The sequence below is a fragment of the Janthinobacterium sp. LPB2021202312-11-4 genome (assembly GCF_037049705.1).
In the GTDB taxonomy this organism is placed as follows: domain Bacteria; phylum Pseudomonadota; class Gammaproteobacteria; order Pseudomonadales; family Pseudomonadaceae; genus Aquipseudomonas.
This window is the reverse complement of record NZ_JBAGKV010000013.1, coordinates 34,062-60,442: the sequence shown is the minus strand read 5'-3', so window position 1 is coordinate 60,442 and position 26,381 is coordinate 34,062. Positions and strand designations below refer to the sequence as shown.

Below are 26,381 nucleotides of genomic sequence, written 5' to 3'. Positions count from 1 at the left end.
TTGCGGGTTCAGGCCATGACCGATACGCCGCTGTCCCTGTCCTTTAATCCGGCCGGCATCGAACTCGATCGCCGTCAGGGCTTGAGCCGTCAGCTCTATCAGGCATTACGTGTGCGGGTGCTCGACGGACGCCTGGCCAGCGGCACGCGATTGCCGGCCAGTCGCGATCTGGCGGCGGCGCTGTCGATTTCCCGAAACAGCGTGGTCCGCGCCTACGATCAGCTGTATGCCGAAGGCTTCATTGAAGGGCGGGTGGGCGATGGCACTTACGTCGCTCAATTACCGCAAACCGCGTTGCCGGCAAAAAAACTATCCACAGGGTTTTCAACAGGGTTACCCACAGCCTTATCCACAAATTGGCTGGATTTACCTGTGATTCCATCCAGTAAAGTTATCCACAATGGTGCGCTGGAGCGGGTCGAAAAGAACCATTTGGCTATGCCGCCGAGTGGTCCGCCGAAGGCTTTTCGGGTGGGCGTGCCGGCCTTCGATCTGTTTCCGTTTGAGGTGTGGGCCAAGCTGAACGCGGCTTTCTGGCGCAAACCGGATTTGCAGCAGTTGTGCTACGGCGACCCTGCGGGCGATGCAAGATTGCGCGGGATGATTGCCGCGTACTTGCGCAGTTCCCGGGGCATGCAGTGCACGGCTGAGCAAATTGTGATCACCAGTGGCGCACAGCAGGGGATTAGCCTTTGTGCACAGCTGCTGGTGGAGCCGGGCGACGGCGTGGCGATCGAGAATCCGGGGTACCGCGCGGCGGGTCATGCTTTCGCCGTGGCCGGGGGCCGATTGCACGGGGTTTCGGTGGACAGCGAGGGGATCAATTGCGCCGAGCTGGAAGGGCTGAGCGATTGCCGACTGGCCTACGTCACTCCGTCCCATCAGTACCCGACCGGGGTGATCATGAGCCTGGCCCGGCGCCTGGAGTTGTTGGCGTGGGCCGAGCGCACCAACGGCTGGATCGTCGAAGACGACTACGACGGCGAGTACCGTTACAGCGGCGCACCGCTGGCACCGTTGGCGGCACTGGATCGTCAGGGGCGGGTGTTGTACGTCGGCACGTTTGGCAAAGTCGCGTTTCCGGCGTTGCGCCTGGGTTATCTGGTGTTGCCGCCGGCGCTGGTGGATGCGTTCTCCCGTCGGCGTGCGGTGGACGTGCGGCATTCGGAGGTCAGCACCCAATCGGTGATGGCCGAGTTCATGGCGGCGGGGCATTTCCAGCGGCATATCCGGCGCATGCGTCGGGCCGCGTTGAGCCGGCGCAATACGTTGTTGGCCGGTTGGCCGAAAGATATTCCGGGCGTCGGCACTCTGCCCAGTGTGGCGGCCGGGTTGCATTTGACGGTGTCGGTCGAGAGCGTGGCCCGGGAGTCTGAACTGGTGGCGCAAGCTGAGGCGGTGGGTGTCGAGATCAATGCGTTGAGCGGCTATTGGCTGCCCGATTCGACCCGGCCAGCGGACCAGCGTGCGGGGTTGGTACTGGGGTTTGCTGCGGTGCCGGAGGCTGACATTGAATCGGCATTGAAGCGGTTGCGCTCTGCCTGGCGCCACTGATCAGCAACGCCCCCTGTGTGTGCGGGCTTGCTCGCGAAGAGGGCGTGTCAGTCGACATTGATGCCAACTGATGCGCCGCTTTCGCGAGCAAGCCCGCTCCCACAGGGTCTTTACCTTACTGAGCGCATCAAGTCCCGGACTTGATTTTGGTCCAGGCCCGGGTCCGTGCACGTTCGGCATCACGCGGCAGCGGTTGCAGGGTGTAGAGCGTGCCCATCGCCGACTCGGTCGGGTACAGGTTCGGGTTGTTGCGGATCGCCGGATCGACCAGGTCCGTGGCGTCCTTGTTCGGGTTCGGGTAACCGACGAAGTCGCTGACCGGCGCAATCACCTGGGGTTGCAGCAGGTAGTTGATGAAGGTGTAGGCGTCTTCGGTGTTCTTCGCGCCTTTCGGAATCGCGAGCATGTCGAACCAGATGGGCGCGCCTTCTTTGGGCAGGCGCATATCGACCACGACACCGTTCTTGGCTTCCTTGGCGCGATTGGCGGCCTGGGAGAAGCTGCCGGAATAACCGACCGCGACGCAGATGTCACCGTTGGCGATGTCGGCCATGTACTTGGACGAATGGAAGTAGGTGATGTACGGGCGGATCTTCATCAACAGCGCTTCAGCCTTGTCGTAGTCCGCAGGCTTTTTGCTGTTCGGGTCCAGGCCGAGGTGTTGCAGGGCCAGCGGCAGGATCTCCGACGGCGAGTCGAGCAGGGCGACGCCGCACTGCTTGAGCTTGCTGATGTTCTCTTCCTTGAAGATCAGGTCCCAGCTGTCCATCGGCGCGTCGGCGCCCAGCGCAGCCTTGACCTTGTCCGGGTTGAAGCCGATCAGGATGGTCCCGTACATGTACGGCACGGCGAATTTGTTGCCCGGGTCGTTGGCTTCGATCAGCTTCATCAGTTTCGGATCGAGGTGATTCCAGTTCGGCAACTTGCTGCGGTCCAGCGGCTGGAACACCCCGGCTTCGATCTGCTTGGCGAGGAATACGTTGGACGGCACCACCACGTCGTAGCCGGAGTTGCCGGTGAGCAATTTGGCTTCAAGGGCTTCGTTGGTGTCGAAGATGTCGTAGACCAGTTTGGTCTGGGTGTTCTGCGCCTTGAAGTCTTCCAGGGCTTTGGGGGTGATGTAGTCGAACCAGTTGTAGACGCGCAACGTTCGTTCTTCGGCGTGAACGGCACCGCTAAGTACCGTTGCACATAGAGCTGGAGCGATAAAACGCTTGAGACCATTCATTGTTCTAATTCCTCATTGGGCGCTTTCAAAACCTTCGAGAACGTTCACGGCGTTAATGCCGATTTCTTCTACTGCATACCCGCCTTCCATCACGAACAGCGTCGGCTTGCCGAGCTTCGCGATGCGCTCGCCCATCGCCAGGTAATCCGGGCTGTCGAGCTTGAATTGGGAGATCGGATCGTCCTTGAACGTGTCCACGCCCAGGGACACGACGATGACGTCCGCGCCATATTTTTCGATTTCTTTGCAGGCCTGATCCAGCGCTGCGCTCCAGGTGTCCCAGCCGGAACCGGCGGGCAGAGGGTAGTTGAAGTTGAAGCCCTCACCGGCGCCTTCGCCGAGCTCGTCTTCGTAGCCGAGGAAGAACGGGAATTCGGCTTCCGGGTGGCCGTGGATCGAGGTGAACAGCGCGTCGCTACGTTCGTAGAAAATCGATTGGGTGCCGTTGCCGTGGTGGTAATCGACGTCGAGGATCGCGACCTTTTTGTGGCCCTGATCGAGGAATGCCTGGGCGGCGATGGCAGCGTTGTTGAGGTAGCAATAACCGCCCATCAAGTCGCTGGCGGCGTGGTGGCCCGGTGGACGGCACAACGCGAAGGCACTGCGGGCGCCGTGCTGGATCGCGGCTTGGGCGGTCAACGCCACTTGCGCTGCGCTGTACGCCGCTTGCCAGGTGCCAGCGGTGATCGGCGCGCCGCCGTCGAAGCTGTAATAGCCGAGCTGGCCGTGCAGGCTGGTCGGCATGATCCGGCGCAAGGTGCGGGCCGGCCAGGTGTACGGCAGCAAGTCGCCGTCGGTATTGAACTCGGTCCAGCGTGCCCAGGCCCCTTTGAAGAAGTCGAGGTAGTCGCGGCTATGGATGCGCGCGATCGGGTCCAGGCCAAAATCCTGTGGCACTTGCACCGGGCCGAGGTCGCGGTCTTTCACGCGCTGTAGAACGTGGTCGGCACGGGAAGGCATTTCGAAGCAGGGCATCAATTGCCCGTCCATCAATTCACAACGACCGTGGTGCAGGTGGTGATCGTCCGAGTAAATCGTCAGCATTTTCTTGTTCTCCGCAGGCTGATTCGGTTGAACACAGTCTTGCGGGGCGCGGCGTTTGGGAGAACGGCAGGAAAGGCCAAAAGGGGATCGATATGGCCAAAAGATTTGACCGAAATTCGCCCCTTATTGGCGCGGCGGTGCTCCAGCGTTGGGCGTGGGTAACCGAAAAGATCGCAGCCTTCGGCAGCTCCTACAGGGGGATGCGTTTTCTGTAGGAGCTGCCGAAGGCTGCGATCTTTTGATCTTCAAGGCCTGAACTGGCTCGGCGCCACGCCACTCCAGCGCACAAATGCATGGCGGAAACTCGCGGTCTCGCTGAAGCCCAGGGCCTCGGCAATCCGGTAGATCGGCAATTGATCCTCGCAGAGCATTTGCTTGGCCTGCTCAAAGCGCAGCTCATCGAGCAGTTCCTGATAGCTGCAGCCCAACTCCTTCAGATGCCGGCGCAAGGTCCGCGCCGAGCACTTCATTTGCTCGGCCAACCCCTCAAGCCCCGGCGCTGCATTTAACTGCGCGCTGAGCAACTGACGAATCCGCCCCAGCCACGCCTGACGGCCAGTGAACTCGGTGTTTTGTTTGCGGCAGCGTTCGGCCATGGCCTGATGGGTGATGACGTCGGCGAGCGGCAACGGTTGTTCGAGCCACTGTCGGTCGAAGGCAAACGCGTTGTCCCGCGCCCCGAAGTTCAACGGGCAGTCAAAGTGTTCGGCGTAGGTTGCCTGGTAATCCGGCGCCGGGTGTTCGAAGCGCGCGGCCAATAGCGGCAGCGGGTGGCCGAACAGGTCGTCGCAAATGACTTTCAGCGAGACCAGGCAGAACTCGGCGTTGAACACGGCCATGGCCGGGCTTTCCCGGTAATCGGCGGCGACGAACCAGATCCGCTCGCCATCGTCTTCCAGACTCAGTTCGAAAAGTGTTCCCAACAGCGCCGGATAACGCATCGCCAGGCGCAAAGCGTCACCGAAGGTGGCACTGGTGAGCAGGGCATAACCGAGCATGCCGTAGCACGAAACATGCATCCGCCGACCCAGTTCCAGGCCAATGTCCCGCTTGAGCGCGACGGCGTTGGCGCAGACCTGCATCTCTTGATTGGTCGTAATGCGCGTGTCCGCCCGGCACAGATCCGCCGCGCTGATGCCACTTCCCGCGAGCAGTGCTTCACTGGACAGGCCTTCGGCCTTGAAGGCGTTGAGCACCAGGGAGACGGCGTTGAGGGTGGTGAGGTGGGAGTGGAGCATGGGTGGCTTCCAGCCTTGGATTGGCTGGAGGACAGCAAGTTGTGTGCCCAACGAAGACCTGCGTAGGAGCTGCCGAAGGCTGCGATCTTTTGATCTTGCTGATGAAGATCAAAAGATCGCAGCCTTCGGCAGCTCCTACAGGGTTTTGTGTGGGGTCAGCTGAGTTCGCCGCAGAGGTCTTGTTCTACAAGGCGACGTACTTGTGCGTTGTCCAGACCCGCGCCGAGCAGCGCCTGCAACTTGCCGAACGCCGCCTCGCGCGTCATGCCGCCGCCCGACAGTACGCCGACACCGCGCAAACGGCTGCCCGCCTCGTAAATATCCAGCTCAACGCCGCCTTCATGGCACTGCGTCACTGCGACCACGACAACACCGTTGTCCCGCGCCTGCGCCAGAGCGGCGAGAAACTCGGGGTTGTCGCTCGGCCCGGTGCCGCTGCCGTAGCACTCCAGCACCAGGCCCTGGATGCCGCTGTTCAGCACCCCAGCCAGTACCTCGGCGCCAATGCCGGGGAACAGTGGCAGCACAGCGACTTTCGCCAGTGACTTGCCCTGGTTGTAATTCAGTTGCACCGGCAGCGAAGTCGCTTTCACGCCGCCACCCTGACGCGCCAGTCGCTTGAACGGATGACGTCCGAAACTGCGGATTTTCGCGCAATGGGTCGGGTCCAGCAGCTCGCCGTGGAAATACAAATGCACGCCAGGCGCCAAGCCCTGGCCCAAGGCAACCAGCGCGCCGCTGAGGTTCTCCCAGGCATCGCTGTCGGTCACACCGGCCGGCAGCATCGAGCCGGTGAAGCAAACACGGGCATGCAGGCCAAGCAATTGGAAGCTCATGGCCGCTGCGCTGTAGGCCAGGGTGTCGGTGCCGTGCAGGATCAGCACGCTGTCGCAGCCCTGGACATCGACCGCATCAACCACCGCTTCGCGCAGTTGCTGCCAGTAGGTGGGGGTCATGTTGGCGCTGTCGATCAGCGGGCTCATCTCGCGAAAGCGCCACTGCGGGACGACGAGTTCAGGCTGGCTGTGCAGGTAGTCGCGCATCCGCGCTTCGAAACCGGATGCCGGGGCCAGGCCATTGGCGCTGGCTTGCATGCCGATGGTGCCGCCGGTGTAGAGCACCATGACGTGCTGGGCGGCAGGGTAGGTCGAGGAATTCATGGAGACTCTCCGAAACGATGAGTTCCTGTGGGAGCGGGCTCGCTCGCGAAGAGGGAGTGTCAGTCGACATTAATGCCCACTGACACACCGCTTTCGCGAGCAAACCCGCTCCCACATGGGGTTTCGCACTTTAACCGATCAGCGTTGCGCTGCGGGTACGCCTTGCGGCTCAGCTTCGGCCTTGGGGGCGGCGGCTGGCGGATTGGCTGGCCAGGCGTTCAGGTCCAGGTCCAGATCCGGGAACTTGCTCGAATCGAACACCGGCGTCTTGATGCCGGCGGCACGCTGGTCATCGTAGTCACGCAGGATGCGCATGCCGATTTTGAACAGCAGGAACAGTGCGATCAGGTTCACGAACGCGAGCATCGTCATGGTGATGTCAGCGAAGGCAAACACGGTGCCGAGGTTTTCGATGGCGCCCCAGAAGATCAACACCAGTACCAGTACGCGATAGCCGATCAGCGCCCAGCGGTTTTCACCGATCATGAAACGCAGGTTGCTCTCGCCCAGGTAGTAGTTGTAGAGGATCGAGGTGAACACGAACAACGACAGGGCCACCGAGATGAACACTCGGCCCCAGTCACCGACCACGGCGGCCAAAGAATTCTGGGTCAGGGCAATGCCGTCGCCTTCGAAGCCCGGGGTGTAGAAGCCCGAGAGCAGGATCAGCAATGCGGTGCAGGTGCAGATCACGAAGGTGTCGAGGAACACGCTGAACGCCTGAACCACGCCTTGAGCCACCGGGTGCTCGACCGACGCGACGGCAGCCACGTTAGGCGCACTGCCCAGGCCCGCTTCGTTGGCGAACACGCCACGCTTTACGCCCATGATGATCGCGCTGCCCACCAGGCCGCCGAAGGCCTGATCCAGGCCGAAAGCGCTTTTGACGATGGTCATTAGCATCGCTGGAACGTGGTCGAATTGCAGCACGATCACGTACAGGGTTACGCCGATGTAGACCAGGGTTTTCACCGGGACCAACAGGTCAGCGACCTTGGCGATACGCTTGATGCCGCCGATGAACACCAGGCCCAGCAACACGGCCAGGGCCGCGCCGGTGTAATGCGGGTCGAATTTGAAGGCGTCCTGCAGCGAGTGAGTCACGGCGTGGGATTGCAGGCCGTTGAAGGCGAAGCCGAAGGTCACGAGCAGCAGGAACGCCATGACCATGCCCAGCCAGCGTTTTTGCAGGCCGTGCTGAATGTAATAGGACGGGCCGCCACGGTAGGTGCCGTCGGAATCGCAGCGCTTGTAGAGCTGGCCGAGGGAACATTCGAAGAAGCTGCTGGACATGCCGACCAGTGCGGTCACCCACATCCAGAACACGGCGCCCGGGCCGCCCATGGTCACGGCGATGCCGACACCGGCGATGTTGCCTGCACCGACGCGGCCGGCGAGGCTGAGCATCAGGGCCTGGAACGAGCTGAGTTGACCGGCGCTGCTTTTGAGGCTGTCACGGAACACCGCGAACATGTGGAAGAAGTGACGCAGTTGTACGAAACGCGAGCGGATCGTGAAGTAGCCACCGAGCCCGACAATGAGCACGATCAGTACTTTCTCTGAGAGGAAGCCGTTGATGACTTCGAGCATGGAGTATTCCTCGCTGTTTTTTGTGTAGGCAAATGCTGGCTGGATCGACACATCGCGTTACATCGGTTGGCGCAGGGCACAACAGGTGAGGTGCGTGTTCGTCCCGGTTCCATATCGCGGGTTTGTTATTAGGTCGGGTTTCGCATGGGTTATGGCCTCGTTACCGACGACCGCTCACGCGAAGAGGGGCGGCACTATACCGATCAGTGCGTTGCCCGTCTGCACGATTGTGGTGCAAGCGATGAATCGAGGTGCTGCAAGATCAAAAGATCGCAGCCTTCGGCAGCTCCTACAGATGTAAGTCAAACGATGTAGGAGCTGCCGAAGGCTGCGATCTTTGCGGTATCAGACATGTTCGCTATCCGCAAAAGAGTTAAAAAAAAGGGCTTGGGGAGTGAATCCCCAAGCCCTCAAAAGGTGAGAGGTGTCTAGTCCCTCGACCTGGTGAGCGTGGCCCTCTGAACTCTTCATTAAAAGAGCAAGGGCCGGCGTTGCGTTTGGTTAAGCCTTCAGAGGCACCAGACGCGGAGCGATCATGTTTTCCGGGCGCAGGATGTCGGCGAGCATTTCGTCGTCGAGCAAGCCTTCTTCGCGCACCAGTTCCAGCACGCCGCGGCCGCTTTCGAGGGCGATACGGGCGATGCGGGTGGCGTTTTCATAGCCGATGTACGGGTTCAGCGCGGTGACCAGGCCGATCGAATGCTCGACCAGTTCGCGGCAGCGCTCTTCGTTGGCGGTGATGCCGACGATGCAGTGTTCGCGCAGCATGTCCATGGCGCGTTGCAGCAGGCGGATCGAGTCGAAGATCTTGAACGCGATCAGCGGCTCCATCACGTTCAGTTGCAGTTGGCCGCCTTCAGCCGCGATGGTCAGGGCCAGGTCGTTACCGATGATCTGGAACGCCACTTGGTTAACCGCTTCCGGGATCACCGGGTTGACCTTGCCGGGCATGATCGAGCTGCCTGGCTGACGCGCCGGCAGGTTGATTTCGTTGATGCCGGTGCGTGGGCCGCTGGACAGCAGGCGCAGGTCGTTGCAGATCTTGGACAGCTTGACCGCGGTGCGCTTGAGCATGCCGGAGAACAGCACGAAGGCGCCCATGTCGGAAGTGGCTTCGATCAGGTCGGCGGCCGGCACCAGCGGTTGACCGCTGATCAGGGCCAGGCGCTGAACGGCCAGGTGCTGGTAACGCGGATCGGCGTTGATGCCGGTGCCGATGGCGGTGCCGCCCAGGTTCACTTCGGTCAGCAGCTCAGGCGCCAACGTCTTCAGGCGTGCTAGGTCTTCGCTCAACGTGGTGGCGAACGCGCGGAATTCCTGGCCCAGGGTCATCGGCACGGCGTCTTGCAGTTGGGTACGGCCCATCTTCAAGACGTGGCTGAATTCAACACCCTTGGCAGCGAACGCCTGAATCAGGCTGTCGAGGCTGGCCAGCAATGCGTCATGACCCAGCAGCAGACCCAGGCGGATCGCGGTTGGGTAGGCGTCGTTGGTGGACTGCGCCATGTTCACGTCGTTGTTCGGGTGCAGGTATTGGTATTCGCCCTTCTGGTGACCCATGGCCTCCAGCGCGATGTTGGCGATGACTTCGTTGGCATTCATGTTGGTCGAAGTGCCAGCGCCGCCCTGAATCATGTCCACCACGAACTCTTCGTGGAAATCGCCGCGGATCAAACGTGCACAGGCTTCGCTGATGGCAGCGTGCTTGGCTTCGCTCAGGTGACCCAGCTCGCGGTTGGCGTCAGCGGCGGCTTGTTTAACCATGGCCAGCCCGACAACCAGCTTCGGGTAATGCGAAATCGGAACGCCGGAGAGACGGAAGTTGTTCACCGCTCGCAGGGTCTGGATGCCGTAATACGCTTGAGCGGGTACTTCGAGTACGCCAAGCAGGTCTTTTTCTGTGCGGAAAGATGCAGCGGAGGACATGATAGAAATCATCTCGATAGGGACCCGGTCTGTGCCGGAACGCTGCGAATGCTAGGCTTGTGGAGAATTTTGGGCCAATGCTGTTAAGCACTGGCCTATGCACATTCGGCATAATGCCCATGTGACGCCGCGTGTGCGGCGAACGTGCGACCTAAATTGGTGCGTGTCCGGGAGGACGTGATGAATCTGGAAAGCAAATGGCTGGAGGACTTTAGCGCCCTGGCCGCCACCCGCAGCTTCTCCCAGGCTGCCGAACGCCGCTTTGTGACCCAGCCGGCGTTCAGTCGGCGAATCCGCAGCCTTGAGGCCGCGTTGGGGCTGCAATTGGTTAACCGCTCGCGCACGCCCGTCGAGCTGACGGCGGCGGGGCAGTTGTTTTTGGTCACGGCGCGGACGGTGGTCGAGCAGCTTGGCGAAGTGCTGCGCCACCTCCATCACCTGGAAGGCGGGCAGGGCGAAGTGATGCAGGTTGCCGCCGCTCACTCGTTGGCGCTGGGCTTCTTTCCGCGCTGGATCGCGCAGTTGCGTAATGAAGGCCTGAACATTGCCACGCGGCTGGTGGCGACCAACGTCGGTGACGCCGTGCACGCGTTACGTGAGGGCGGCTGCGATTTGATGCTGGCGTTCTACGATCCGGACGCGGCTATGCAGATGGACCCGGAAATCTTCCCGTCGCTGCACCTTGGCCACACCGAGATGTTGCCGGTGTGCGCGGCGGATGCCGACGGCAAGCCGCTGTTCGATCTGGAAGGCGAGGCCAGCGTGCCGTTATTGGCCTACAGCGCCGGTGCGTTTCTCGGGCGTTCGGTGAACTTGCTGCTGCGCCAGCGCGCCCTGCGCTTTACCACTATCTATGAGACCGCCATGGCCGACAGCCTGAAAAGCATGGCGCTGGAAGGTTTGGGCATTGCCTGGGTGCCGCAACTGAGCGTGCGTGCCGAACTGGCGCGCGGTGAATTGGTGGTCTGCGGCGGCCCGCAATGGCATGTGCCGCTGGAGATTCGTCTGTATCGCTGCGCGCTCGTGCGCAAGGCCAATGTGCGGTTGCTCTGGCGCAAGCTCGAAGGCGGCGCGGCGCAGGGCACAACAAGCTAAGTCGATTTGCAATGTTGTCGCCTGGCCCCGTAGGAGCAAAGCTTGCTCGCGATGGCGTCCGCAAAATCTCCATCGCGGGCAAGCCATGCTCCTACACGATCAGGGTGCGCTGGCAAGCTTTTCGCTTGACCTTCGAGTCAATAAAACCGGCACTTTACGTCGTGTGACAGATGGTCGTATCGGGGGCTGTTTATCTGCTTCATTGAGGTATACTGCGCGGCCTTCGGCCGGTTCGTCCGGCCATTTTTCGTACAATCAAGCCACGCATTTCTGCGTGGCTTGTTGTTTTTGACGCGCCTGCGGGCGCCCAGAGAGAAGAGGCACGACGATGAGTGCACTGGTTGGCGTGATCATGGGCTCCAAGTCCGATTGGTCCACCCTTAGCCACACCGCCGATATGCTGGAAAAGCTCGGCATCCCTTACGAGGTGAAAGTGGTCTCTGCCCACCGCACCCCGGACCTGCTGTTCCAGTACGCCGAAGAGGCCGAGGCGCGTGGCATCGAGGTGATCATCGCCGGTGCCGGTGGCGCGGCCCACTTGCCAGGCATGTGTGCGGCCAAAACCCACCTGCCGGTGCTGGGCGTGCCGGTGCAGTCGTCGATGCTGTCGGGCGTCGATTCGCTGCTCTCTATCGTGCAGATGCCCGCGGGCATCCCGGTCGCCACCCTGGCCATCGGCAAGGCGGGCGCGATCAACGCCGCGCTGCTTTCGGCGAGCATCCTCGGCGCCAAGCATCCGCAATTCCACGCGGTGCTGAAAACTTTCCGTGCTGAGCAGACAGACAGCGTCCTGGACAATCCAGACCCACGCATCGCCTGAGGTTGTTGACGATGAAAATCGGTGTAATCGGTGGCGGCCAGTTGGGTCGCATGTTGGCGCTGGCGGGCACTCCGCTGGGCATGAACTTCGCTTTCCTGGACCCGGCGCCGGACGCTTGCGCGGCGGCATTGGGCGAGCACCTGCGGGCCGATTATGGCGATCAGGATCACCTGCGTCAGTTGGCCGATGAAGTCGATCTGGTGACCTTCGAGTTCGAAAGCGTCCCGGCCGAAACCGTGGCGTTTCTGTCGCAGTTCGTCCCGGTGTACCCGAGCGCCGAAGCCCTGCGTATCGCCCGTGATCGCTGGTTCGAGAAGAGCATGTTCAAGGACCTGGGGATTCCAACCCCGGCGTTCGCCGACATTCAGTCCCAAGCTGACCTGGACGCCGCCGTGGCGTCGATCGGTCTGCCGGCCGTATTGAAAACCCGCACCCTGGGTTACGACGGCAAGGGCCAGAAAGTCCTGCGCAAACCCGAAGACGTGGTCGGCACGTTCGCCGAACTGGGCAGCGTCGCCTGCCTGCTGGAAGGTTTCGTGCCGTTCACCGGTGAAGTCTCGCTGATCGCCGTGCGGGCTCGCGATGGCGAAACCAAGTTCTATCCTCTGGTTCACAACACCCACGACAGCGGCATTCTCAAGCTGTCCATTGCCAGCACCGATCACCCGCTGCAGGCCTTGGCTGAAGACTACTCCAGCCGTGTGCTCAAGCAGCTGGAGTACGTCGGCGTGATGGCGTTCGAGTTCTTTGAAGTCGACGGCGGCCTCAAGGCCAACGAAATCGCCCCGCGCGTGCATAACTCCGGGCACTGGACCACCGAAGGCGCCGAGTGCAGCCAGTTCGAAAACCACCTGCGGGCGGTTGCCGGTCTGCCATTGGGTTCGACGGCCAAGATCGGCGAGAGTGCGATGCTCAACTTCATCGGCGTGGTTCCGCCGGTTGAGAAAGTGATCGCGATTGCCGATTGCCATCTGCACCACTACGGCAAGGCGTTCAAGGCCGGGCGCAAGGTCGGCCACGCCAACTTGCGTTGTGCAGACCGTGAGACCCTGGCGGCGCAGATCCTCAAGGTTGAAGCGCTTATTGCCGAATAGTTTCATGTGGCAGCCGCGGAACCTTAAGTCTCTGCGGTTCTCTGATGGCAGGATGTCAAAGTCTGACTAGGCTTCGACGTAACCACTTTAATCAGAGGAAACGCCATGGGAATTATCGGAACCATCTTTATCGGCTTGATCGTCGGCCTGCTGGCTCGGTTCCTTAAACCGGGCGATGACAGCATGGGCTGGATCATGACCATCCTGCTCGGTATCGGCGGTTCGCTGGCGGCCACCTACGGCGGCCAGGCTCTGGGCATTTACCAGGCTGGCCAAGGCGCGGGCTTCATCGGTGCGCTGGTCGGTGCGATTGTCTTGCTGGTGATCTACGGCCTGATCAAAAGAAACTGATTCAAGCGACAAAGCTCTCTCTGCGGCGCACGCAGAGAGGGCTAGAATGCTCGCCATCAAGCCGTCCTTTCCTTTGCCGAGCATTTCCATGCGCCGTTTTTTGTTGACCCTCTTATTCCTGGGCTCGGGCCTGGCCCATGCCGGCGAACTGCCGGAAACCGATTGGCTGGAACTGATGCCCAAGTCGGACCAGAAAGCCCTCGAGGCCATGCCCGAAATCGACCACAACACCCCCGAAGGCGATGGCACCTTTACCTCAAAGGGTGGCATGAAGCAGAGCAAGGGCTTGCCGGCGGTGATGTACTCGACCAAAACCGTGCCGTCGATGAACGACAAGAACATCCGCATCGGGGGTTATCCGGTGCCGCTGGAGTCCGACGCCAAGGGTCGCAGCACGCTGTTTTTCCTGGTGCCGTACCCGGGCGCCTGCATCCACGTGCCGCCACCGCCGCCCAACCAGTTGGTGTTGGTGCGTTATCCGAAGGGTTTGAAGCTGGATGATATCTACACACCGCTGTGGGTGACCGGCACGTTGAAGATCGAGAAGGTCAACAACGACCTGGCCGACGCGGCGTATGCGCTGGATGCGGCGAAGGTGCGGGTGGTTAAAGAGTCGGATTTGTAATCGCGTATAACGCAAAAAAGATCGCAGCCTTCGGCAGCTCCTACACCGATCGGTGTAGGAGCTGCCGAAGGCTGCGATCTTTTGATCTTAAAGCGGTTTGCTGCCAATGCTGACGCCCAGGGTATGACTCGCACCCGCCGCGAGGTTCACCACGTCATCCATCACGTTCGCCGTCTCGATGCACAGCATGCGCTGCCAGCCATCGTCGGCCATGTCACTGAACGCTGCTGCACGCTCGATCCACGGATTCCAGATCACCGCCGAGCGTGAACCGCTGCTGGTCAGCTCGATGCGCCGCTCCCAGGCCGGGTCGACAATGCTCAACTGCTCTGGGGGATTGAGGTAGATGCGGTCGGTCTCGCTGGTGAAGCGCAGGTCGCCAGCCTGAGTGGCTGTGTTCCAGTCTTGAGTCGTATCGATGTAACTCAAGCCATTCAGCCCTTCGACATGCACGTTGCGCACATCGCTCACGGCGAAATAACTGTGCAGCGCCTGGCTGATCGACACGGTGTCGGTGCCGCGATTGTGGCTGGTCAGGCTGATGTGCAGTTGCTCATCCAGGCGAATGCTCAACGTCAGATCCACCTGGTGTGGCCAGCCCGGGAAACCGCCTTCGGGGTAGGGCAGGACGAAGTCGACCTTCAGGCTTTCACCCTCGGCTTCGATGCCGCCCAGTTCCCAATCCATCGCCCGGACAAAACCGTGGGCGCTCGCCGGTTCGTTGCTGACGCGCATCGCCTGAACGCTCGGCGGGTTGCGCGCAAAGTTACCGAACCACGGCCAGCACACCGGTACACCGGCACGGATACCTTTGCCGGCCTTGAACACGGCCTCATCGTTGAGCCAGATCAGCGGCGGTTGCCCGGCCAATTGATAACTGACGACGTGCGCGCCTTGCTGGGCCACCAGCAATTCGGCCTGACCGTGGCGAATTCGCCAGCAGTTCAGTTCATCCAGTTTGACGGCTTCAACGTTGGGCGTGCTCATGGGGCGACTCTCGATCAGGATCAATGACTGCAATGGACCGCAAAACGGCCGCCAGGTTTAACGCGCTCTGGACGGCACCGAGCGGGTGCGGCCACTGCCATCGATGGCAACGAACACAAACACCGCTTCAGTCACTTTGCGCCACTCGCTGGACAGCGGATCGTCGCTCCAGACTTCAACCATCATCTGGATCGAGCTGCGACCGATTTCCAGGGCCTGGGTATAGAAGGAGAGCTGCGCGCCCACCGCCACCGGAACCAGGAACGCCATGCGGTCGATCGCCACGGTCGCGACGCGGCCACCGGCGACTTTGCTGGCCATTGCGGTGCCGGCCAAGTCCATCTGCGCCACCAGCCAGCCGCCGAAAATATCGCCGAAGCCGTTGGTTTCGCGTGGAAGCGCGGTGATTTGCAGGGCAAGGTCGCCTTGCGGGATTGGATCTTCTTGTTCGAGCTCTATCATGCCGGGGGTGCCTCTGACCCGTGACTCTTCATTGGTACTTCAGGTGAATAGCCGTCTCAGAAAAAACGATTCAGCCCCGAACATACTACGTTCGTCACGTTTTTCGTAAGGCGCCTAAAGGGAAACTCTGCGAAATCGGCTGACAGGTGCCAACGACGTTTTCGCACAGCAACCCCTTACAAGCAGGTGCAAGGTTGCGAGTATATCGGTCGGTAGACTCCGAGACGACCGCCGGGTTCTCATTTCGACCGTCAAATACGCGCCTCTATGTGCTTTTTCGAACAATTTGCTATCGTGCCGGACCTGCCCAAGCCTCCGCCAGCGTTGTTGGGGTTGCAGATCCGACTATAAGAGAAGCCCTTGCCATGACCACAGCGCCCTCGAGCACTGCGCAGCCGACGCAATCCGCACGTCCGTTGACCCGCAACGATTACAAGACCTTGTCGCTGTCTGCCCTGGGCGGCGCGCTGGAGTTCTACGACTTCATCATCTTCGTATTTTTCGCCACGGTGGTCGGCAAGCTGTTCTTCCCGGCCGACATGCCCGAGTGGCTGCGCCTGATGCAGACCTTCGGCATCTTCGCCGCCGGTTACCTGGCGCGGCCATTGGGCGGCATCGTCATGGCGCACTTCGGCGACCTGCTGGGGCGCAAGAAGATGTTCACCCTGAGCATTTTCATGATGGCCGTGCCGACCCTGATCATGGGTTTGCTGCCGACGTATGCGCAGATCGGCCTGTGGGCGCCGATCCTGTTGCTGCTGATGCGCGTGATCCAGGGCGCGGCGATTGGCGGTGAAGTGCCTGGCGCCTGGGTCTTCGTTTCCGAACACGTGCCGCAGAAACACATCGGCTACGCCTGCGGCACCCTGACCAGCGGTCTGACGGCGGGCATCCTTTTGGGCTCGTTGGTGGCCACGGCGATCAACAGCATTTATACCCCGGTGGAAGTGGCGGATTACGCCTGGCGGATTCCGTTCCTGCTGGGCGGCGTGTTTGGCCTTTTCTCGGTGTACCTGCGCCGCTGGCTCCACGAAACCCCGGTGTTCGCCGAACTGCAACTGCGCAAGGCCCTGGCCGAAGAAGTGCCGCTGCGTGCAGTGCTGCGTGACCATCGCGGGGCGATCCTGATTTCCATGCTGCTGACCTGGCTGCTGTCCGCCGGCATCATCGTCATCATCCTGATGACCCCGACCGTGTTGCAGACCGTTTACCACTTCACGCCGACCATCGCGTTGCAGGCCAACAGCCTGGCGATCGTGTTCCTGAGCCTGGGTTGCGTCGCGTCCGGCGCACTGGCTGACCGCTTCGGTGCCGGGCGGGTGTTTGTGTTTGGCAGTGCCTTGCTGCTGCTGAGTTCGTGGACCTTCTACCACAGCCTGTTCAACCACCCGGACTGGCTGTTCCCGATGTACGCCGTGACCGGTGCGCTGGTCGGCACCATTGGCGCCGTGCCGTACGTGATGGTCAAGGCCTTCCCGGCGGTGGTGCGTTTCAGCGGGTTGTCGTTCTCCTACAACCTGGCCTACGCGATCTTCGGCGGGTTGACCCCGATGATCGTGACCTTGCTGCTCAAGGAGAGCCCGATGGGACCTGCTTACTATGTAGCGATTATTTGTGGGGTCGGGATTCTGGTGGGTGCTTATCTTTGGAAGAAGGGGCGCTAAGGCGGATTTTTGTATCGACTGTGCCGATGCCTTCGCGGGCAAGCCTCGCTCCTACAGGTCCGTGTGATCCGTAGGAGCGAGGCTTGCCCGCGAAGAACGATTACACGGAATTACTTCGAAACACTGAATGCTGGCCTTTCATCCAATTGTCATATTTCAGCCATAGAGTGTTCACACGGCCTGCTGATACTTGGCCCCGACTTAACACACCCTATCTGCTAGGAGTAAGGCATGAAACTGAAGCGTTTGATGGCGGCAATGACTTTTGTCGCTGCTGGCGTTGCGACCGCCAACGCGTTCGCCGCTGTTGACCCGTCGATCCCGAGCTACACCAAGACCACTGGTGTGTCGGGCAACTTGTCCAGCGTCGGCTCCGATACCCTCGCCAACCTCATGACCCTCTGGGCTGAGAACTACAAAAAAGAATACCCGAACGTAAACATCCAGATTCAGGCCGCTGGCTCCGCCACCGCGCCACCTGCGCTGACTGAAGGCACCTCGAACCTGGGCCCGATGAGCCGCAAGATGAAGGACACCGAACTGGCGGCCTTCGAGCAGAAGTACGGCTACAAGCCAACCGCTATCCCGGTTGCCGTGGACGCCCTGGCGGTGTTCGTGCACAAAGACAACCCGATCCAGCACCTGACCATGGAACAAGTTGACGCGATCTTCTCGTCCACTCGTCTGTGCGGCGCTAAAACCGAAGTCAAAACCTGGGGCGACCTGGGCGTGACGGGCGACCTGGCCAACAAGCCAGTTCAACTGTTCGGTCGTAACTCGGTATCCGGCACTTACGGCTACTTCAAAGAAGAAGCCTTGTGCAAAGGCGACTACAAGCCAAACGTCAACGAACAACCAGGCTCGGCTTCGGTCGTGCAGTCGATCAGCTCCTCGCTGAACGGCATCGGTTACTCGGGCATCGGCTACAAAACCGCTAGCGTGAAAACAGTCGCTCTGTCGAAAAAGGGCAGCACTGAGTTCATCGAAGACAGCGAAGAAAACGCACTGAACGGCAAATACCCGCTGTCGCGTTTCCTCTACGTGTACGTCAACAAAGCCCCGAACAAGCCTCTGGCCCCGCTGGAAGCCGAGTTCGTGAAACTGGTTCTGTCCAAACAGGGCCAGGAAGTTGTAGTGAAAGACGGCTACATCCCACTGCCGGCCAAGGTTGCTGCCAAAGCACTGGCTGACCTGGGTCTGGCGGAAGGCGGCGCTGAAGTCGCAAAGAAGTAACACCCTAGGTCCGGGGTAAGCCCCGGACCTGTGTAGGAGCTGACGAGGGAACCGAGGCTGCGATCTTTTGATCTGGCTTTTTAAACGGCAAGGTCAAAAGATCGCAGCCTCGGTTCCCTCGGCAGCTCCTACATACCCCCCAAATTTTCTGTCCTCTGCCAGCTCCCGCCGGCGGCGGATTTGTTGCGTCACTGCATTGTCATCTTTCTGTCATACAGGATCGCTAGGGTGTGCGCATGAATGATCTGGCCAATTCCCCCATGACTACCAATCCTCCCAAGCGAATTGACTTCAATACGCCTGAGTTGCAACGCAAGCGCCGCATCCGCGCGCTCAAAGATCGCCTGACCCGCTGGTACGTCCTCGTCGGCGGCCTCGCCGTCCTCGGCGCGATCACGCTGATCTTCTTTTTCCTGGCCTACGTGGTCGCGCCGCTGTTCCAGGGTGCCAGCCTGACCGCCAAGGACGCCATCACGCCGGCCTGGATACAAGACGCCGGCAAGCCTCTGATGATCTCCCTGGAAGAACAGAACCAGGTTGCTATGCGGGTTTCCGACAAGGGGCAAGCGCTGTTCTTCGACATCGACAGTGGCGCCGAACTCAAACGCGTCGATCTGCCGATCCCGGCCGGCACCACCGTGACCTCCATCGGTGAAGACCAGCCCGGTCACCCGCTGGTGGCCGTGGGCTTGTCCAACGGCCAGGCGCTGGTGTTCCGTCATACCTACAAAGTCAGCTACCCGGACAACAAGAAAACCATTTCGCCGGCCATCGACTTCCCGTACGGCGAAGCCCCGATTGCGCTGAACGAGGCGGGCGGTGCCCTGGAGCACGTCAGCCTCAACGCCACCGACACCACGCTGATGCTGGTCGGCTCCACCGGTTCGCAACTCAATGTGCTGTCGCTGACCAGCGAAGAAAACATGATGATCGGCGAAGTCACCCACGAGCAGAAGCGTATCGATCTGCCGCAGATGACCGAGCCGGTGAAGAACATCTTCGTCGACCCGCGCCAGCAGTGGTTGTACGTGATCAACGGCCGCGCCCAGGCCGACGTGTTCAGCCTGCGCGACAAGAGCCTCAACGGTCGCTACAAACTGCTTGAAGACGGCGAAGCGCAAATCACCGCCAGTACGCAACTGGTGGGCGGTATCTCGCTGATTCTCGGTGACTCCAAGGGTGGCCTGGCCCAGTGGTTCATGGCCCGCGACCCGGATGGCGAGCTGCGCCTGAAGCAGATCCGCACCTTCCAGATGGGCACCACGCCAATCGTTGAAATCACTGCCGAAGAACGTCGCAAAGGCTTCATCGCCCTCGACGCCTCCGGCAAGCTCGGCGTGTTCCACAGCACCGCGCACCGCACCTTGCTGGTTGATCAAGTGGTCGAAGGCCAGGGTGTCTTCGGTCTGTCGCCACGGGCCAACCGCGTGATCGTCGAGGCCGGCGGCAAGATTCAACCGCTGCTGCTCGACAACCCGCACCCGGAAGTATCGTGGAGCGCACTGTGGAGCAAGGTCTGGTACGAGAACTACGACGAGCCTAAATACGTCTGGCAATCGACCGCTGCCAACACCGACTTCGAACCCAAGCTGAGCCTGTCGCCACTGACCTTCGGCACCTTGAAAGCCGCGTTCTACGCCATGCTGCTGGCCGCGCCACTGGCCGTTGCTGCTGCGATCTACACCGCGTACTTCATGGCGCCAAGCTTGCGTCGCAAGGTCAAACCGGTGATCGAGCTGATGGAAGCGATGCCGACGGTGATCCTCGGCTTCTTCGCCGGCCTGTTCCTCGCACCGTATGTGGAAGGGCATCTACCTGGCATTTTCAGCCTGCTGATGCTCTTGCCGATCGGCATTCTGGTGGCGGGTTTCGTCTTCAGTCGCCTGCCTGAATCCATCCGCCTGAAAGTGCCGGACGGCTGGGAAAGCGCGATCCTGATCCCGGTGATCCTGTTTGTGGGCTGGCTCTCGCTGTACATGAGCCCGTACATGGAAACCTGGTTCTTCGGCGGCGACATGCGCATGTGGATTTCCCACGACCTGGGCATCACCTACGACCAGCGCAACGCACTGGTGGTTGGTCTGGCCATGGGCTTCGCGGTGATCCCGAACATCTACTCCATCGCCGAAGACGCCGTGTTCAGCGTGCCCCGTGGCCTGACCCTCGGTTCCCTGGCCCTCGGTGCCACGCCGTGGCAGACCATGACGCGGGTGGTGATCCTCACCGCCAGCCCGGGCATCTTCTCGGCGCTGATGATCGGCATGGGCCGTGCGGTCGGTGAAACGATGATCGTGCTGATGGCCACCGGTAACACCCCCGTCATGGAAATGAACCTGTTCGAAGGCCTGCGCACCCTGGCGGCCAACGTTGCGGTGGAAATGCCCGAATCGGAAGTCGGCGGCAGCCACTACCGCGTGCTGTTCCTCTCGGCGCTGGTGCTGCTGTTGTTCACCTTCGTCATGAACACCCTCGCGGAACTGATTCGTCAGCGTCTGCGCAAGAAATACTCGTCGCTTTAAGAAAGGTAGAAGTCTGTGAAACAGAACTCCCTGAATGGATGGTTCAAGAGCGGCGCCCCCGGCGTCTGGATCAGCGGTGGCGCGGTGTCCATCGCCGTCATCATGACCATTGGCCTGCTGGCCGTGATTGCCGTGCGCGGTCTGGGCCACTTCTGGCCGGCGGACCTGATCCACGCTAATTACGACGTACCGGGCCAGGCCAATCACCTGGTCATCGGTGAAGTGGTGCAGAAAGAAGAAGTGCCCCGCGAGCGCCTGAAAAGCGCTGGCCTGCCGGTGCCCGATGTGGGTCCGGAGTTCATGACCCGCGAGCTGATCAAGGTCGGCAACCGTGACTTGAACGGCAACGACTTCACCTGGATCGTCGGCGAGTGGCTGACCAACCAGACAATGCCGCCAGAACTGATGACCATCGAGCGTCGTGAGTGGGGCAACTTCTACGGTTACCTGGTCAACGTCAAACAGGACGGCAAGGTGATCGCTGAAGGCGAGGCCGCGTGGCCGGAATTGCAGGCCCGTGTCGATCGCGTCAACAAGCTTGCGGCACAGCTCAAGACTCTGGAGAAATCCGACATCGGCGCGATCAACGCCGGGCTCGAACGCATCCGTCTGCACGGCCGCAAACTGGAACTGGCCGGCAAGCTCGACGCCACCGCGCAAGCTGACATGGATGCCGAGAAGGCTGAACTGAATGCGCGTTATCAGGACATCGAAGCACGCCTGAGCGACCTGCACGCCCAGTTCAACCGCGACAGCCTCACCGCTCGCGATGCCAACGGTAAAGAGCTCGAAATCGGCATCGGCAAAGTGGTTCACGCTTACCAGCCGAACGCGATGAGTACCTTTACCAAAGTCGGTTTCTACTTTGGCAAGGTCTGGGAATTCCTCAGCGACGACCCCCGTGAAGCGAACACCGAAGGCGGGATCTTCCCGGCGATTTTCGGCACCGTGATGATGACCCTGATCATGGCGATGATCGTGACCCCGTTCGGCGTGCTGGCGGCGGTGTACCTGCGTGAATACGCCAAGCAGAACACCCTGACGCGGATTATCCGCATCGCGGTGAACAACCTGGCGGGCGTTCCGGCCATTGTTTACGGCGTGTTCGGCCTGGGCTTCTTCGTCTACGTACTCGGCGGTTCGCTGGACCGGATCTTCTTCCCGGAAGCCTTGCCGGCACCGACCTTCGGTACGCCGGGCCTGCTCTGGGCGTCGTTGACCCTGGCACTGCTGGCGGTGCCGGTGGTGATCGTGGCCACCGAAGAAGGCCTGGCGCGGATTCCCCGCACCGTGCGTGAAGGCTCGCTGGCCCTCGGCGCGACCAAGGCTGAAACGCTGTGGAAGATTGTGCTGCCAATGGCCAGCCCGGCGATGATGACCGGCATGATCCTCGCCGTGGCTCGCGCCGCCGGTGAAGTGGCGCCGCTGATGCTGGTAGGCGTGGTGAAACTGGCGCCGTCGCTGCCGGTGGATGGCAACTATCCGTACCTGCACCTTGACCAGAAGATCATGCACTTGGGCTTCCATATTTATGACGTCGGCTTCCAGAGCCCGAACGTCGAAGCCGCTCGACCGCTGGTTTACGCCACGGCGCTGCTGCTGGTGCTGGTGATTGCCACGCTTAACTTGTCGGCCGTTTATATCCGTAACCACCTGCGCGAGAAGTACAAAGCGCTGGATAGCTGATCACCGCCGCTCCCTGTAGGAGCACAGCTTGCTGGCGATGGCGATTTCAAGGACGCCTTCGCGGGCAAGCCTCGCTCCTACAGAACGGCAACACCGCTGGCCCATTTTGTGAGGCCAGCGGCCAACCGAACCGAATTTGTTAGCACAGGGAGCCTCCCATGCAGCACGAACCACATACCCACGGCATCAACATGTCGGCCCTGGGTCGCGACAAGCAGAGCCTGAACCTGGAACAGGAAACCGTGGCCATTGAAGTGCCGGGCCTGAGCCTGTTCTACGGCGAGAAACAAGCGCTGTACGACGTCAGCATGAACATCCCGAAACAGCGCGTGACGGCGTTCATCGGCCCGTCCGGCTGCGGCAAGTCCACGCTGCTGCGCACGTTCAACCGCATGAACGACCTGGTGGACGGCTGCCGCGTTGAAGGCGCGATCAACCTCTACGGCAACAACATCTACCGCAAGGGCGAAGACGTGGCCGAGCTGCGCCGTCGCGTCGGCATGGTGTTCCAGAAGCCAAACCCGTTCCCGAAAACCATCTACGAAAACGTGGTCTACGGCCTGCGCATCCAGGGTATCAACAAGAAGCGCATTCTCGACGAAGCCGTCGAGTGGGCGTTGAAAGGCGCGGCGCTGTGGGATGAGGTCAAGGATCGTCTGCATGAGTCGGCACTCGGCCTGTCCGGTGGTCAGCAACAACGTCTGGTGATCGCCCGCACCATCGCCGTGGAGCCGGAAGTGCTGCTGCTCGACGAACCGTGCTCGGCCCTCGACCCGATCTCGACGCTGAAAGTCGAAGAGCTGATCTACGAACTGAAATCGAAGTTCACCATCGTCATCGTGACCCACAACATGCAACAAGCCGCGCGGGTTTCCGACTACACGGCGTTCATGTACATGGGCAAACTGGTGGAGTTCGGCGACACCGACACCCTGTTCACCAATCCGGCGAAAAAGCAGACCGAAGATTACATCACCGGTCGCTACGGCTAGGAGCTGTGGTTGTTCACTGAACTGACGCTGCGGTCCACCGCACCTTACCGGACGCTCCAAGGACGCCAACATGATTAGTAAAGAAGGCCTTACCCATCACATTTCTGCGCAGTTCAACGCTGAGCTGGAGGAAGTGCGCAGCCACCTCCTGGCCATGGGCGGGCTGGTGGAAAAGCAAGTCAATGACGCGGTGACCGCGCTGATCGAGGCCGACTCCGGCCTGGCCCAGCAGGTGCGCGAGATCGACGACCAGATCAACCAGATGGAACGCAACATCGACGAAGAATGCCTGCGCATTCTGGCCCGTCGTCAGCCGGCGGCGTCCGACTTGCGTTTGATCATCAGCATCTCCAAGTCGGTGATCGACCTGGAGCGCATCGGTGACGAAGCGACCAAGATCGCTCGCCGCGCCATCCAGTTGTGCGAAGAAGGCGAGGCGCCGCGCGGTTACGTCGAGGTGCGCCACATCGGCGACCAGGTGCGCAACATGGTCCGTGATGCGCTCGACGCGTTTGCCCGTTTCGACGCCGACCTGGCGTTGTCGGTGGCGCAGTACGACAAGATCATCGACCGCGAATACAAAACCGCCCTGCGTGAGCTGGCCACCTACATGATGGAAGACCCGCGCTCTATCTCGCGGGTCTTGAGCATCATTTGGGTGCTGCGTTCCCTGGAGCGGATCGGCGACCACGCGCGCAATATCTCCGAGCTGGTGATCTACCTGGTGCGCGGCACCGACGTGCGGCACCTGGGCCTCAAGCGCATGAAAGAAGAAGTTGAAGGCACAAGTGGCGAAACCGCTAATGTTCCGGGCAAAGCTGACGATAAGTAGGATTGCCCTGACAAAAACGCCCGGCCTTTTGGCCGGGCGTTTTGGTTTGCGGCACATTAATTCGAAAGCAGCACCCGCGAACGAAAAGTCCGGCGTGACTGAAGGTTTTTGGCAATGTGCCATCAGCAAAGCGGTATGCTTGCCGGGATTTTTTAAAGGGGTTGTGGATGAGTAAGGTCAGTGTGTTGGTCGTGGACGATGCGTCGTTCATTCGTGACCTGGTGAAGAAGTGCCTGCGCAACTACTTCCCGGGTATCCGGATCGAAGATGCAGTCAATGGCAAGAAGGCTCAGGCGATTCTGGCGCGAGAAGCGTTCGACCTGGTGCTGTGCGACTGGGAAATGCCGGAAATGTCCGGCCTGGAACTGCTGACCTGGTGCCGCGAGCAGGACAACCTCAAAACCATGCCGTTCGTGATGGTGACCAGCCGTGGCGACAAAGAGAACGTGGTCCAGGCGATTCAGGCCGGGGTTTCCGGCTACGTCAGCAAGCCGTTCACCAACGAGCAACTGCTGACCAAGGTCAAGCAGGCCCTGAACAAGGTCGGCAAGCTCGACACCTTGATGAACAGCGCCCCGACCAAGATGAACTCGGCGTTCGGCAACGACTCCCTGAGCGCATTGACCGGTGGCAAGGCCGAGGTCGTCGGTGGCGCTCCGGTCAACCCGTTCGCCAAGCCTGTCGCGCCCGCACCGGCCCCGGCTGCCGCGCCGTCCCGTGGCTTGCTCAACAGCCCGCCGGTCAAGGCACCGGTTGCTTCGACCGCGCCTGCCGGTGGTCGCGGCCAGGGCCAATTGCGCCTGTCGAGCGGCACCCAGCCCTGCGTGATCAAGGCCCTGAGCCTCAAGGAAGCGCTGCTGGTGGTCAAACGCACCGACATCCTGCCGCAAGTCCTCGAAAGCGCCGTGCTCGACATGGAGCAGGGCGACAACGCCGAAACCGCACGCCTGAACGGCTACTTGCACGCCATCGTCGCCCATGAGCAAAAACCCGACAGCGACTGGCTGCAACTGACCTTCCGCTTCGTCGATCAGGATGCGCAGAAGCTCGACTACATCTCCCGCCTGATTGCCCGTGGCACTGCGCAGAAGCATTTCGTTCCCGGCGCCTAATCTTCGTCGCCTGACAGAATGCCTTCGCGGGCAAGCCTCGCTCCCACAGGTTTAGTGTCGTGCCCATGCGGGTTGACACAAATCCTGTGGGAGCGAGGCTTGCCCGCGAAGGGGCCATCAAACTCAACACACCTCTCCCTGACACGCCCATTTTGAAACATCTGCCGACTACGCTGGTCCATCTCAGCTGCTAGGCTCCTCCCCAGGCCTTCCTCGACAGACTTTTGCCCATGCTCGTGCGCCTGCTGTTTTTCTGTGGTCTTTTCATGGCCTCCACCTCGGCTGTGGCCATGACCATTTACAAATCCACCGACGCCAATGGCGTGGTCTCCTACAGCGACCGCCCCACGAAAGGCTCCCAGGTGTTTGTGTTTCGGGACCGGATGGTCGAGCACCTGGAGCGTCAGGTGTACCTCGACATCAAGAAGCAGAAGGGCGTGGACGCAGTGTTTGTGCGCAACGATTTGTATGCGCCGGTGGAGGTGGAGTTGAGCTTTGCCGGGTTGAGTAACGTCAGGGGGGCGCCGAGCCAGCCGATTCGTCGGGTGTTGCCGGCGCGCAGCAACTCACGGCTGGCGCTGCTGACGGCGATCAGCGGCGGCAAGCCGCTGGTGTATACCCCGAGCTTCCAATATTCCCTGGGCGACCCTTCAGGCGCCGCTCAGAGCTATCGTTATCCCTTCCCCTGGCGTGGCGGTCCGTTTCGCTTGAGTCAGGGCGCCAACGGTCAATACAGCCACTTCGGCGCAAAGAACCGCTACGCGATGGACATCGCCATGCCCGAAGGCACGCCGATCATCGCCGCGCGGGCCGGAGTGGTGGTGAAAACCGAGAACAGCCAGAGCGGCCGGGGCAACGATCCGTCGGGCAATTTCGTGCGGGTGTTGCACGATGACGGGACCATGGGCGTGTACCTGCACCTCAAGCAAGGCTCGGTGAGCGTGCGCGAAGGTCAGCGGGTGGCGGTGGGGAGTGCGTTGGCGCTGTCGGGCAATACCGGCAACAGCAGCGGGCCGCACCTGCATTTCGTGGTGCAGCGCAATACCGGGTTGGGGCTGGTGTCGATTCCTTACCAGTTCAATCAACCGGTGGGGGCGCTGCCCAACTTTGCGTTGGGCAAGCAATGACACGTGAAGATCAAAAGATCGCAGCCTTCGGCAGCTCCTACA

General features: G+C 61.0%; 22 protein-coding genes. 14 read left to right on the top strand and 8 right to left on the bottom strand.

The genetic code is table 11. The annotated features are described in order from the left end of the window. Positions 1–15 precede the first annotated feature (15 nt). Positions 16–1,554 carry a MocR-like pyridoxine biosynthesis transcription factor PdxR gene (gene pdxR / locus V5E99_RS15585; protein WP_499803233.1) on the top strand — a complete coding sequence of 513 codons (1,539 nt, stop codon included), beginning with the start codon at positions 16–18 and terminating at the stop codon, positions 1,552–1,554. A 127-nt stretch (positions 1,555–1,681) separates the two neighbouring features. Here the strand turns inward: pdxR and V5E99_RS15580 are convergent, their stop codons facing one another. From V5E99_RS15580 to aspA, 6 genes are all read right to left on the bottom strand, one after another. Next, complete coding sequence (locus V5E99_RS15580) at positions 1,682–2,782, bottom strand: polyamine ABC transporter substrate-binding protein (RefSeq protein ID WP_499803232.1); 1,101 nt, start codon at positions 2,780–2,782, stop codon at positions 1,682–1,684. A 12-nt stretch (positions 2,783–2,794) separates the two neighbouring features. Further along, on the bottom strand, positions 2,795–3,826 hold the full coding sequence (locus V5E99_RS15575) for a histone deacetylase family protein (RefSeq protein ID WP_499803231.1): 1,032 nt from the start codon (positions 3,824–3,826) through the stop codon (positions 2,795–2,797). A 245-nt stretch (positions 3,827–4,071) separates the two neighbouring features. Next, complete coding sequence (locus V5E99_RS15570; protein WP_499803230.1) at positions 4,072–5,064, bottom strand: AraC family transcriptional regulator; 993 nt, start codon at positions 5,062–5,064, stop codon at positions 4,072–4,074. A 155-nt stretch (positions 5,065–5,219) separates the two neighbouring features. Beyond that, positions 5,220–6,224 carry an asparaginase gene (locus V5E99_RS15565; protein ID WP_499803229.1) on the bottom strand — a complete coding sequence of 335 codons (1,005 nt, stop codon included), beginning with the start codon at positions 6,222–6,224 and terminating at the stop codon, positions 5,220–5,222. Positions 6,225–6,362: 138 nt separating this feature from the next. Beyond that, positions 6,363–7,814, bottom strand: coding sequence for an alanine/glycine:cation symporter family protein (locus tag V5E99_RS15560; RefSeq protein WP_499803228.1), 1,452 nt, complete (start codon positions 7,812–7,814; stop codon positions 6,363–6,365). 501 nt (positions 7,815–8,315) lie between these two features. Further along, a complete protein-coding gene (gene aspA / locus V5E99_RS15555; RefSeq protein ID WP_010465341.1) occupies positions 8,316–9,740 on the bottom strand; it encodes an aspartate ammonia-lyase in 1,425 nt (474 codons plus the stop codon). Positions 9,741–9,920: 180 nt separating this feature from the next. On the opposite strand from aspA, the gene V5E99_RS15550 reads away from it, so the two are divergent. The 5 genes from V5E99_RS15550 (at position 9,921) to V5E99_RS15530 (ending at position 13,725) form a co-directional block, all read left to right on the top strand. After that, a complete protein-coding gene (locus tag V5E99_RS15550; RefSeq protein WP_499803227.1) occupies positions 9,921–10,835 on the top strand; it encodes a LysR substrate-binding domain-containing protein in 915 nt (304 codons plus the stop codon). A 328-nt stretch (positions 10,836–11,163) separates the two neighbouring features. Continuing rightward, positions 11,164–11,655, top strand: a complete 492-nt coding sequence (gene purE / locus V5E99_RS15545; protein WP_019694319.1) for a 5-(carboxyamino)imidazole ribonucleotide mutase — start codon at positions 11,164–11,166, stop codon at positions 11,653–11,655. Between the two features lie 11 nt (positions 11,656–11,666). Then, positions 11,667–12,749 carry a 5-(carboxyamino)imidazole ribonucleotide synthase gene (locus tag V5E99_RS15540; RefSeq protein WP_499803226.1) on the top strand — a complete coding sequence of 361 codons (1,083 nt, stop codon included), beginning with the start codon at positions 11,667–11,669 and terminating at the stop codon, positions 12,747–12,749. Between the two features lie 105 nt (positions 12,750–12,854). Next, on the top strand, positions 12,855–13,100 hold the full coding sequence (locus V5E99_RS15535) for a GlsB/YeaQ/YmgE family stress response membrane protein (protein WP_003187057.1): 246 nt from the start codon (positions 12,855–12,857) through the stop codon (positions 13,098–13,100). Between the two features lie 46 nt (positions 13,101–13,146). Next, on the top strand, positions 13,147–13,725 hold the full coding sequence (locus tag V5E99_RS15530; protein WP_499803225.1) for a DUF3299 domain-containing protein: 579 nt from the start codon (positions 13,147–13,149) through the stop codon (positions 13,723–13,725). Positions 13,726–13,812: 87 nt separating this feature from the next. On the opposite strand, the gene V5E99_RS15525 is transcribed toward V5E99_RS15530, so the two are convergent. Together V5E99_RS15525 and V5E99_RS15520 are read right to left on the bottom strand one after the other, a co-directional pair. Further along, complete coding sequence (locus V5E99_RS15525) at positions 13,813–14,712, bottom strand: D-hexose-6-phosphate mutarotase (RefSeq protein ID WP_499803224.1); 900 nt, start codon at positions 14,710–14,712, stop codon at positions 13,813–13,815. 57 nt (positions 14,713–14,769) lie between these two features. After that, entirely contained in the window at positions 14,770–15,174 is a 405-nt protein-coding gene (locus V5E99_RS15520; RefSeq protein WP_003176975.1) for an acyl-CoA thioesterase, read from the bottom strand. A 365-nt stretch (positions 15,175–15,539) separates the two neighbouring features. Here V5E99_RS15520 and V5E99_RS15515 point away from each other — a divergent pair, with 365 nt between their 5' ends. The 8 genes from V5E99_RS15515 to V5E99_RS15480 all read left to right on the top strand — a co-directional run bounded on the left by V5E99_RS15515 (position 15,540) and on the right by V5E99_RS15480 (position 26,339). Continuing rightward, a complete protein-coding gene (locus V5E99_RS15515) occupies positions 15,540–16,838 on the top strand; it encodes an MFS transporter (protein ID WP_499803223.1) in 1,299 nt (432 codons plus the stop codon). Between the two features lie 231 nt (positions 16,839–17,069). Further along, on the top strand, positions 17,070–18,071 hold the full coding sequence (locus tag V5E99_RS15510; protein ID WP_222589069.1) for a phosphate ABC transporter substrate-binding protein PstS: 1,002 nt from the start codon (positions 17,070–17,072) through the stop codon (positions 18,069–18,071). A 260-nt stretch (positions 18,072–18,331) separates the two neighbouring features. Beyond that, the gene (locus V5E99_RS15505; RefSeq protein ID WP_499803222.1) at positions 18,332–20,590 is read left to right on the top strand and encodes an ABC transporter permease subunit; all 2,259 of its coding nucleotides are present in this window, start codon (positions 18,332–18,334) and stop codon (positions 20,588–20,590) included. A 15-nt stretch (positions 20,591–20,605) separates the two neighbouring features. Continuing rightward, complete coding sequence (gene pstA, locus V5E99_RS15500; protein ID WP_499803221.1) at positions 20,606–22,276, top strand: phosphate ABC transporter permease PstA; 1,671 nt, start codon at positions 20,606–20,608, stop codon at positions 22,274–22,276. Between the two features lie 191 nt (positions 22,277–22,467). Then, positions 22,468–23,268, top strand: coding sequence for a phosphate ABC transporter ATP-binding protein PstB (gene pstB / locus V5E99_RS15495; protein WP_499803321.1), 801 nt, complete (start codon positions 22,468–22,470; stop codon positions 23,266–23,268). 70 nt (positions 23,269–23,338) lie between these two features. After that, on the top strand, positions 23,339–24,100 hold the full coding sequence (phoU, locus tag V5E99_RS15490) for a phosphate signaling complex protein PhoU (RefSeq protein WP_008150055.1): 762 nt from the start codon (positions 23,339–23,341) through the stop codon (positions 24,098–24,100). Positions 24,101–24,267: 167 nt separating this feature from the next. Further along, positions 24,268–25,212: a response regulator gene (locus tag V5E99_RS15485; RefSeq protein WP_499803220.1), complete on the top strand. Its 945-nt coding sequence runs from the start codon at positions 24,268–24,270 to the stop codon at positions 25,210–25,212. A gap of 230 nt (positions 25,213–25,442) precedes the next feature. Then, positions 25,443–26,339 carry a peptidoglycan DD-metalloendopeptidase family protein gene (locus V5E99_RS15480; protein ID WP_499803219.1) on the top strand — a complete coding sequence of 299 codons (897 nt, stop codon included), beginning with the start codon at positions 25,443–25,445 and terminating at the stop codon, positions 26,337–26,339. Positions 26,340–26,381 lie beyond the last annotated feature (42 nt).

Bases quoted from the DNA above. Each gene is read 5' to 3' on its own strand.
- pdxR (WP_499803233.1), top strand. From the start codon at position 16: ATGACCGATACGCCGCTGTCCCTGTCCTTTAATCCGGCCGGCATCGAA.
- V5E99_RS15580 (WP_499803232.1), bottom strand. From the start codon at position 2,782: ATGAATGGTCTCAAGCGTTTTATCGCTCCAGCTCTATGTGCAACGGTA.
- V5E99_RS15575 (WP_499803231.1), bottom strand. From the start codon at position 3,826: ATGCTGACGATTTACTCGGACGATCACCACCTGCACCACGGTCGTTGT.
- V5E99_RS15570 (WP_499803230.1), bottom strand. From the start codon at position 5,064: ATGCTCCACTCCCACCTCACCACCCTCAACGCCGTCTCCCTGGTGCTC.
- V5E99_RS15565 (WP_499803229.1), bottom strand. From the start codon at position 6,224: ATGAATTCCTCGACCTACCCTGCCGCCCAGCACGTCATGGTGCTCTAC.
- V5E99_RS15560 (WP_499803228.1), bottom strand. From the start codon at position 7,814: ATGCTCGAAGTCATCAACGGCTTCCTCTCAGAGAAAGTACTGATCGTG.
- aspA (WP_010465341.1), bottom strand. From the start codon at position 9,740: ATGTCCTCCGCTGCATCTTTCCGCACAGAAAAAGACCTGCTTGGCGTA.
- V5E99_RS15550 (WP_499803227.1), top strand. From the start codon at position 9,921: ATGAATCTGGAAAGCAAATGGCTGGAGGACTTTAGCGCCCTGGCCGCC.
- purE (WP_019694319.1), top strand. From the start codon at position 11,164: ATGAGTGCACTGGTTGGCGTGATCATGGGCTCCAAGTCCGATTGGTCC.
- V5E99_RS15540 (WP_499803226.1), top strand. From the start codon at position 11,667: ATGAAAATCGGTGTAATCGGTGGCGGCCAGTTGGGTCGCATGTTGGCG.
- V5E99_RS15535 (WP_003187057.1), top strand. From the start codon at position 12,855: ATGGGAATTATCGGAACCATCTTTATCGGCTTGATCGTCGGCCTGCTG.
- V5E99_RS15530 (WP_499803225.1), top strand. From the start codon at position 13,147: ATGCTCGCCATCAAGCCGTCCTTTCCTTTGCCGAGCATTTCCATGCGC.
- V5E99_RS15525 (WP_499803224.1), bottom strand. From the start codon at position 14,712: ATGAGCACGCCCAACGTTGAAGCCGTCAAACTGGATGAACTGAACTGC.
- V5E99_RS15520 (WP_003176975.1), bottom strand. From the start codon at position 15,174: ATGATAGAGCTCGAACAAGAAGATCCAATCCCGCAAGGCGACCTTGCC.
- V5E99_RS15515 (WP_499803223.1), top strand. From the start codon at position 15,540: ATGACCACAGCGCCCTCGAGCACTGCGCAGCCGACGCAATCCGCACGT.
- V5E99_RS15510 (WP_222589069.1), top strand. From the start codon at position 17,070: ATGAAACTGAAGCGTTTGATGGCGGCAATGACTTTTGTCGCTGCTGGC.
- V5E99_RS15505 (WP_499803222.1), top strand. From the start codon at position 18,332: ATGACTACCAATCCTCCCAAGCGAATTGACTTCAATACGCCTGAGTTG.
- pstB (WP_499803321.1), top strand. From the start codon at position 22,468: ATGTCGGCCCTGGGTCGCGACAAGCAGAGCCTGAACCTGGAACAGGAA.
- phoU (WP_008150055.1), top strand. From the start codon at position 23,339: ATGATTAGTAAAGAAGGCCTTACCCATCACATTTCTGCGCAGTTCAAC.
- V5E99_RS15485 (WP_499803220.1), top strand. From the start codon at position 24,268: ATGAGTAAGGTCAGTGTGTTGGTCGTGGACGATGCGTCGTTCATTCGT.
- V5E99_RS15480 (WP_499803219.1), top strand. From the start codon at position 25,443: ATGCTCGTGCGCCTGCTGTTTTTCTGTGGTCTTTTCATGGCCTCCACC.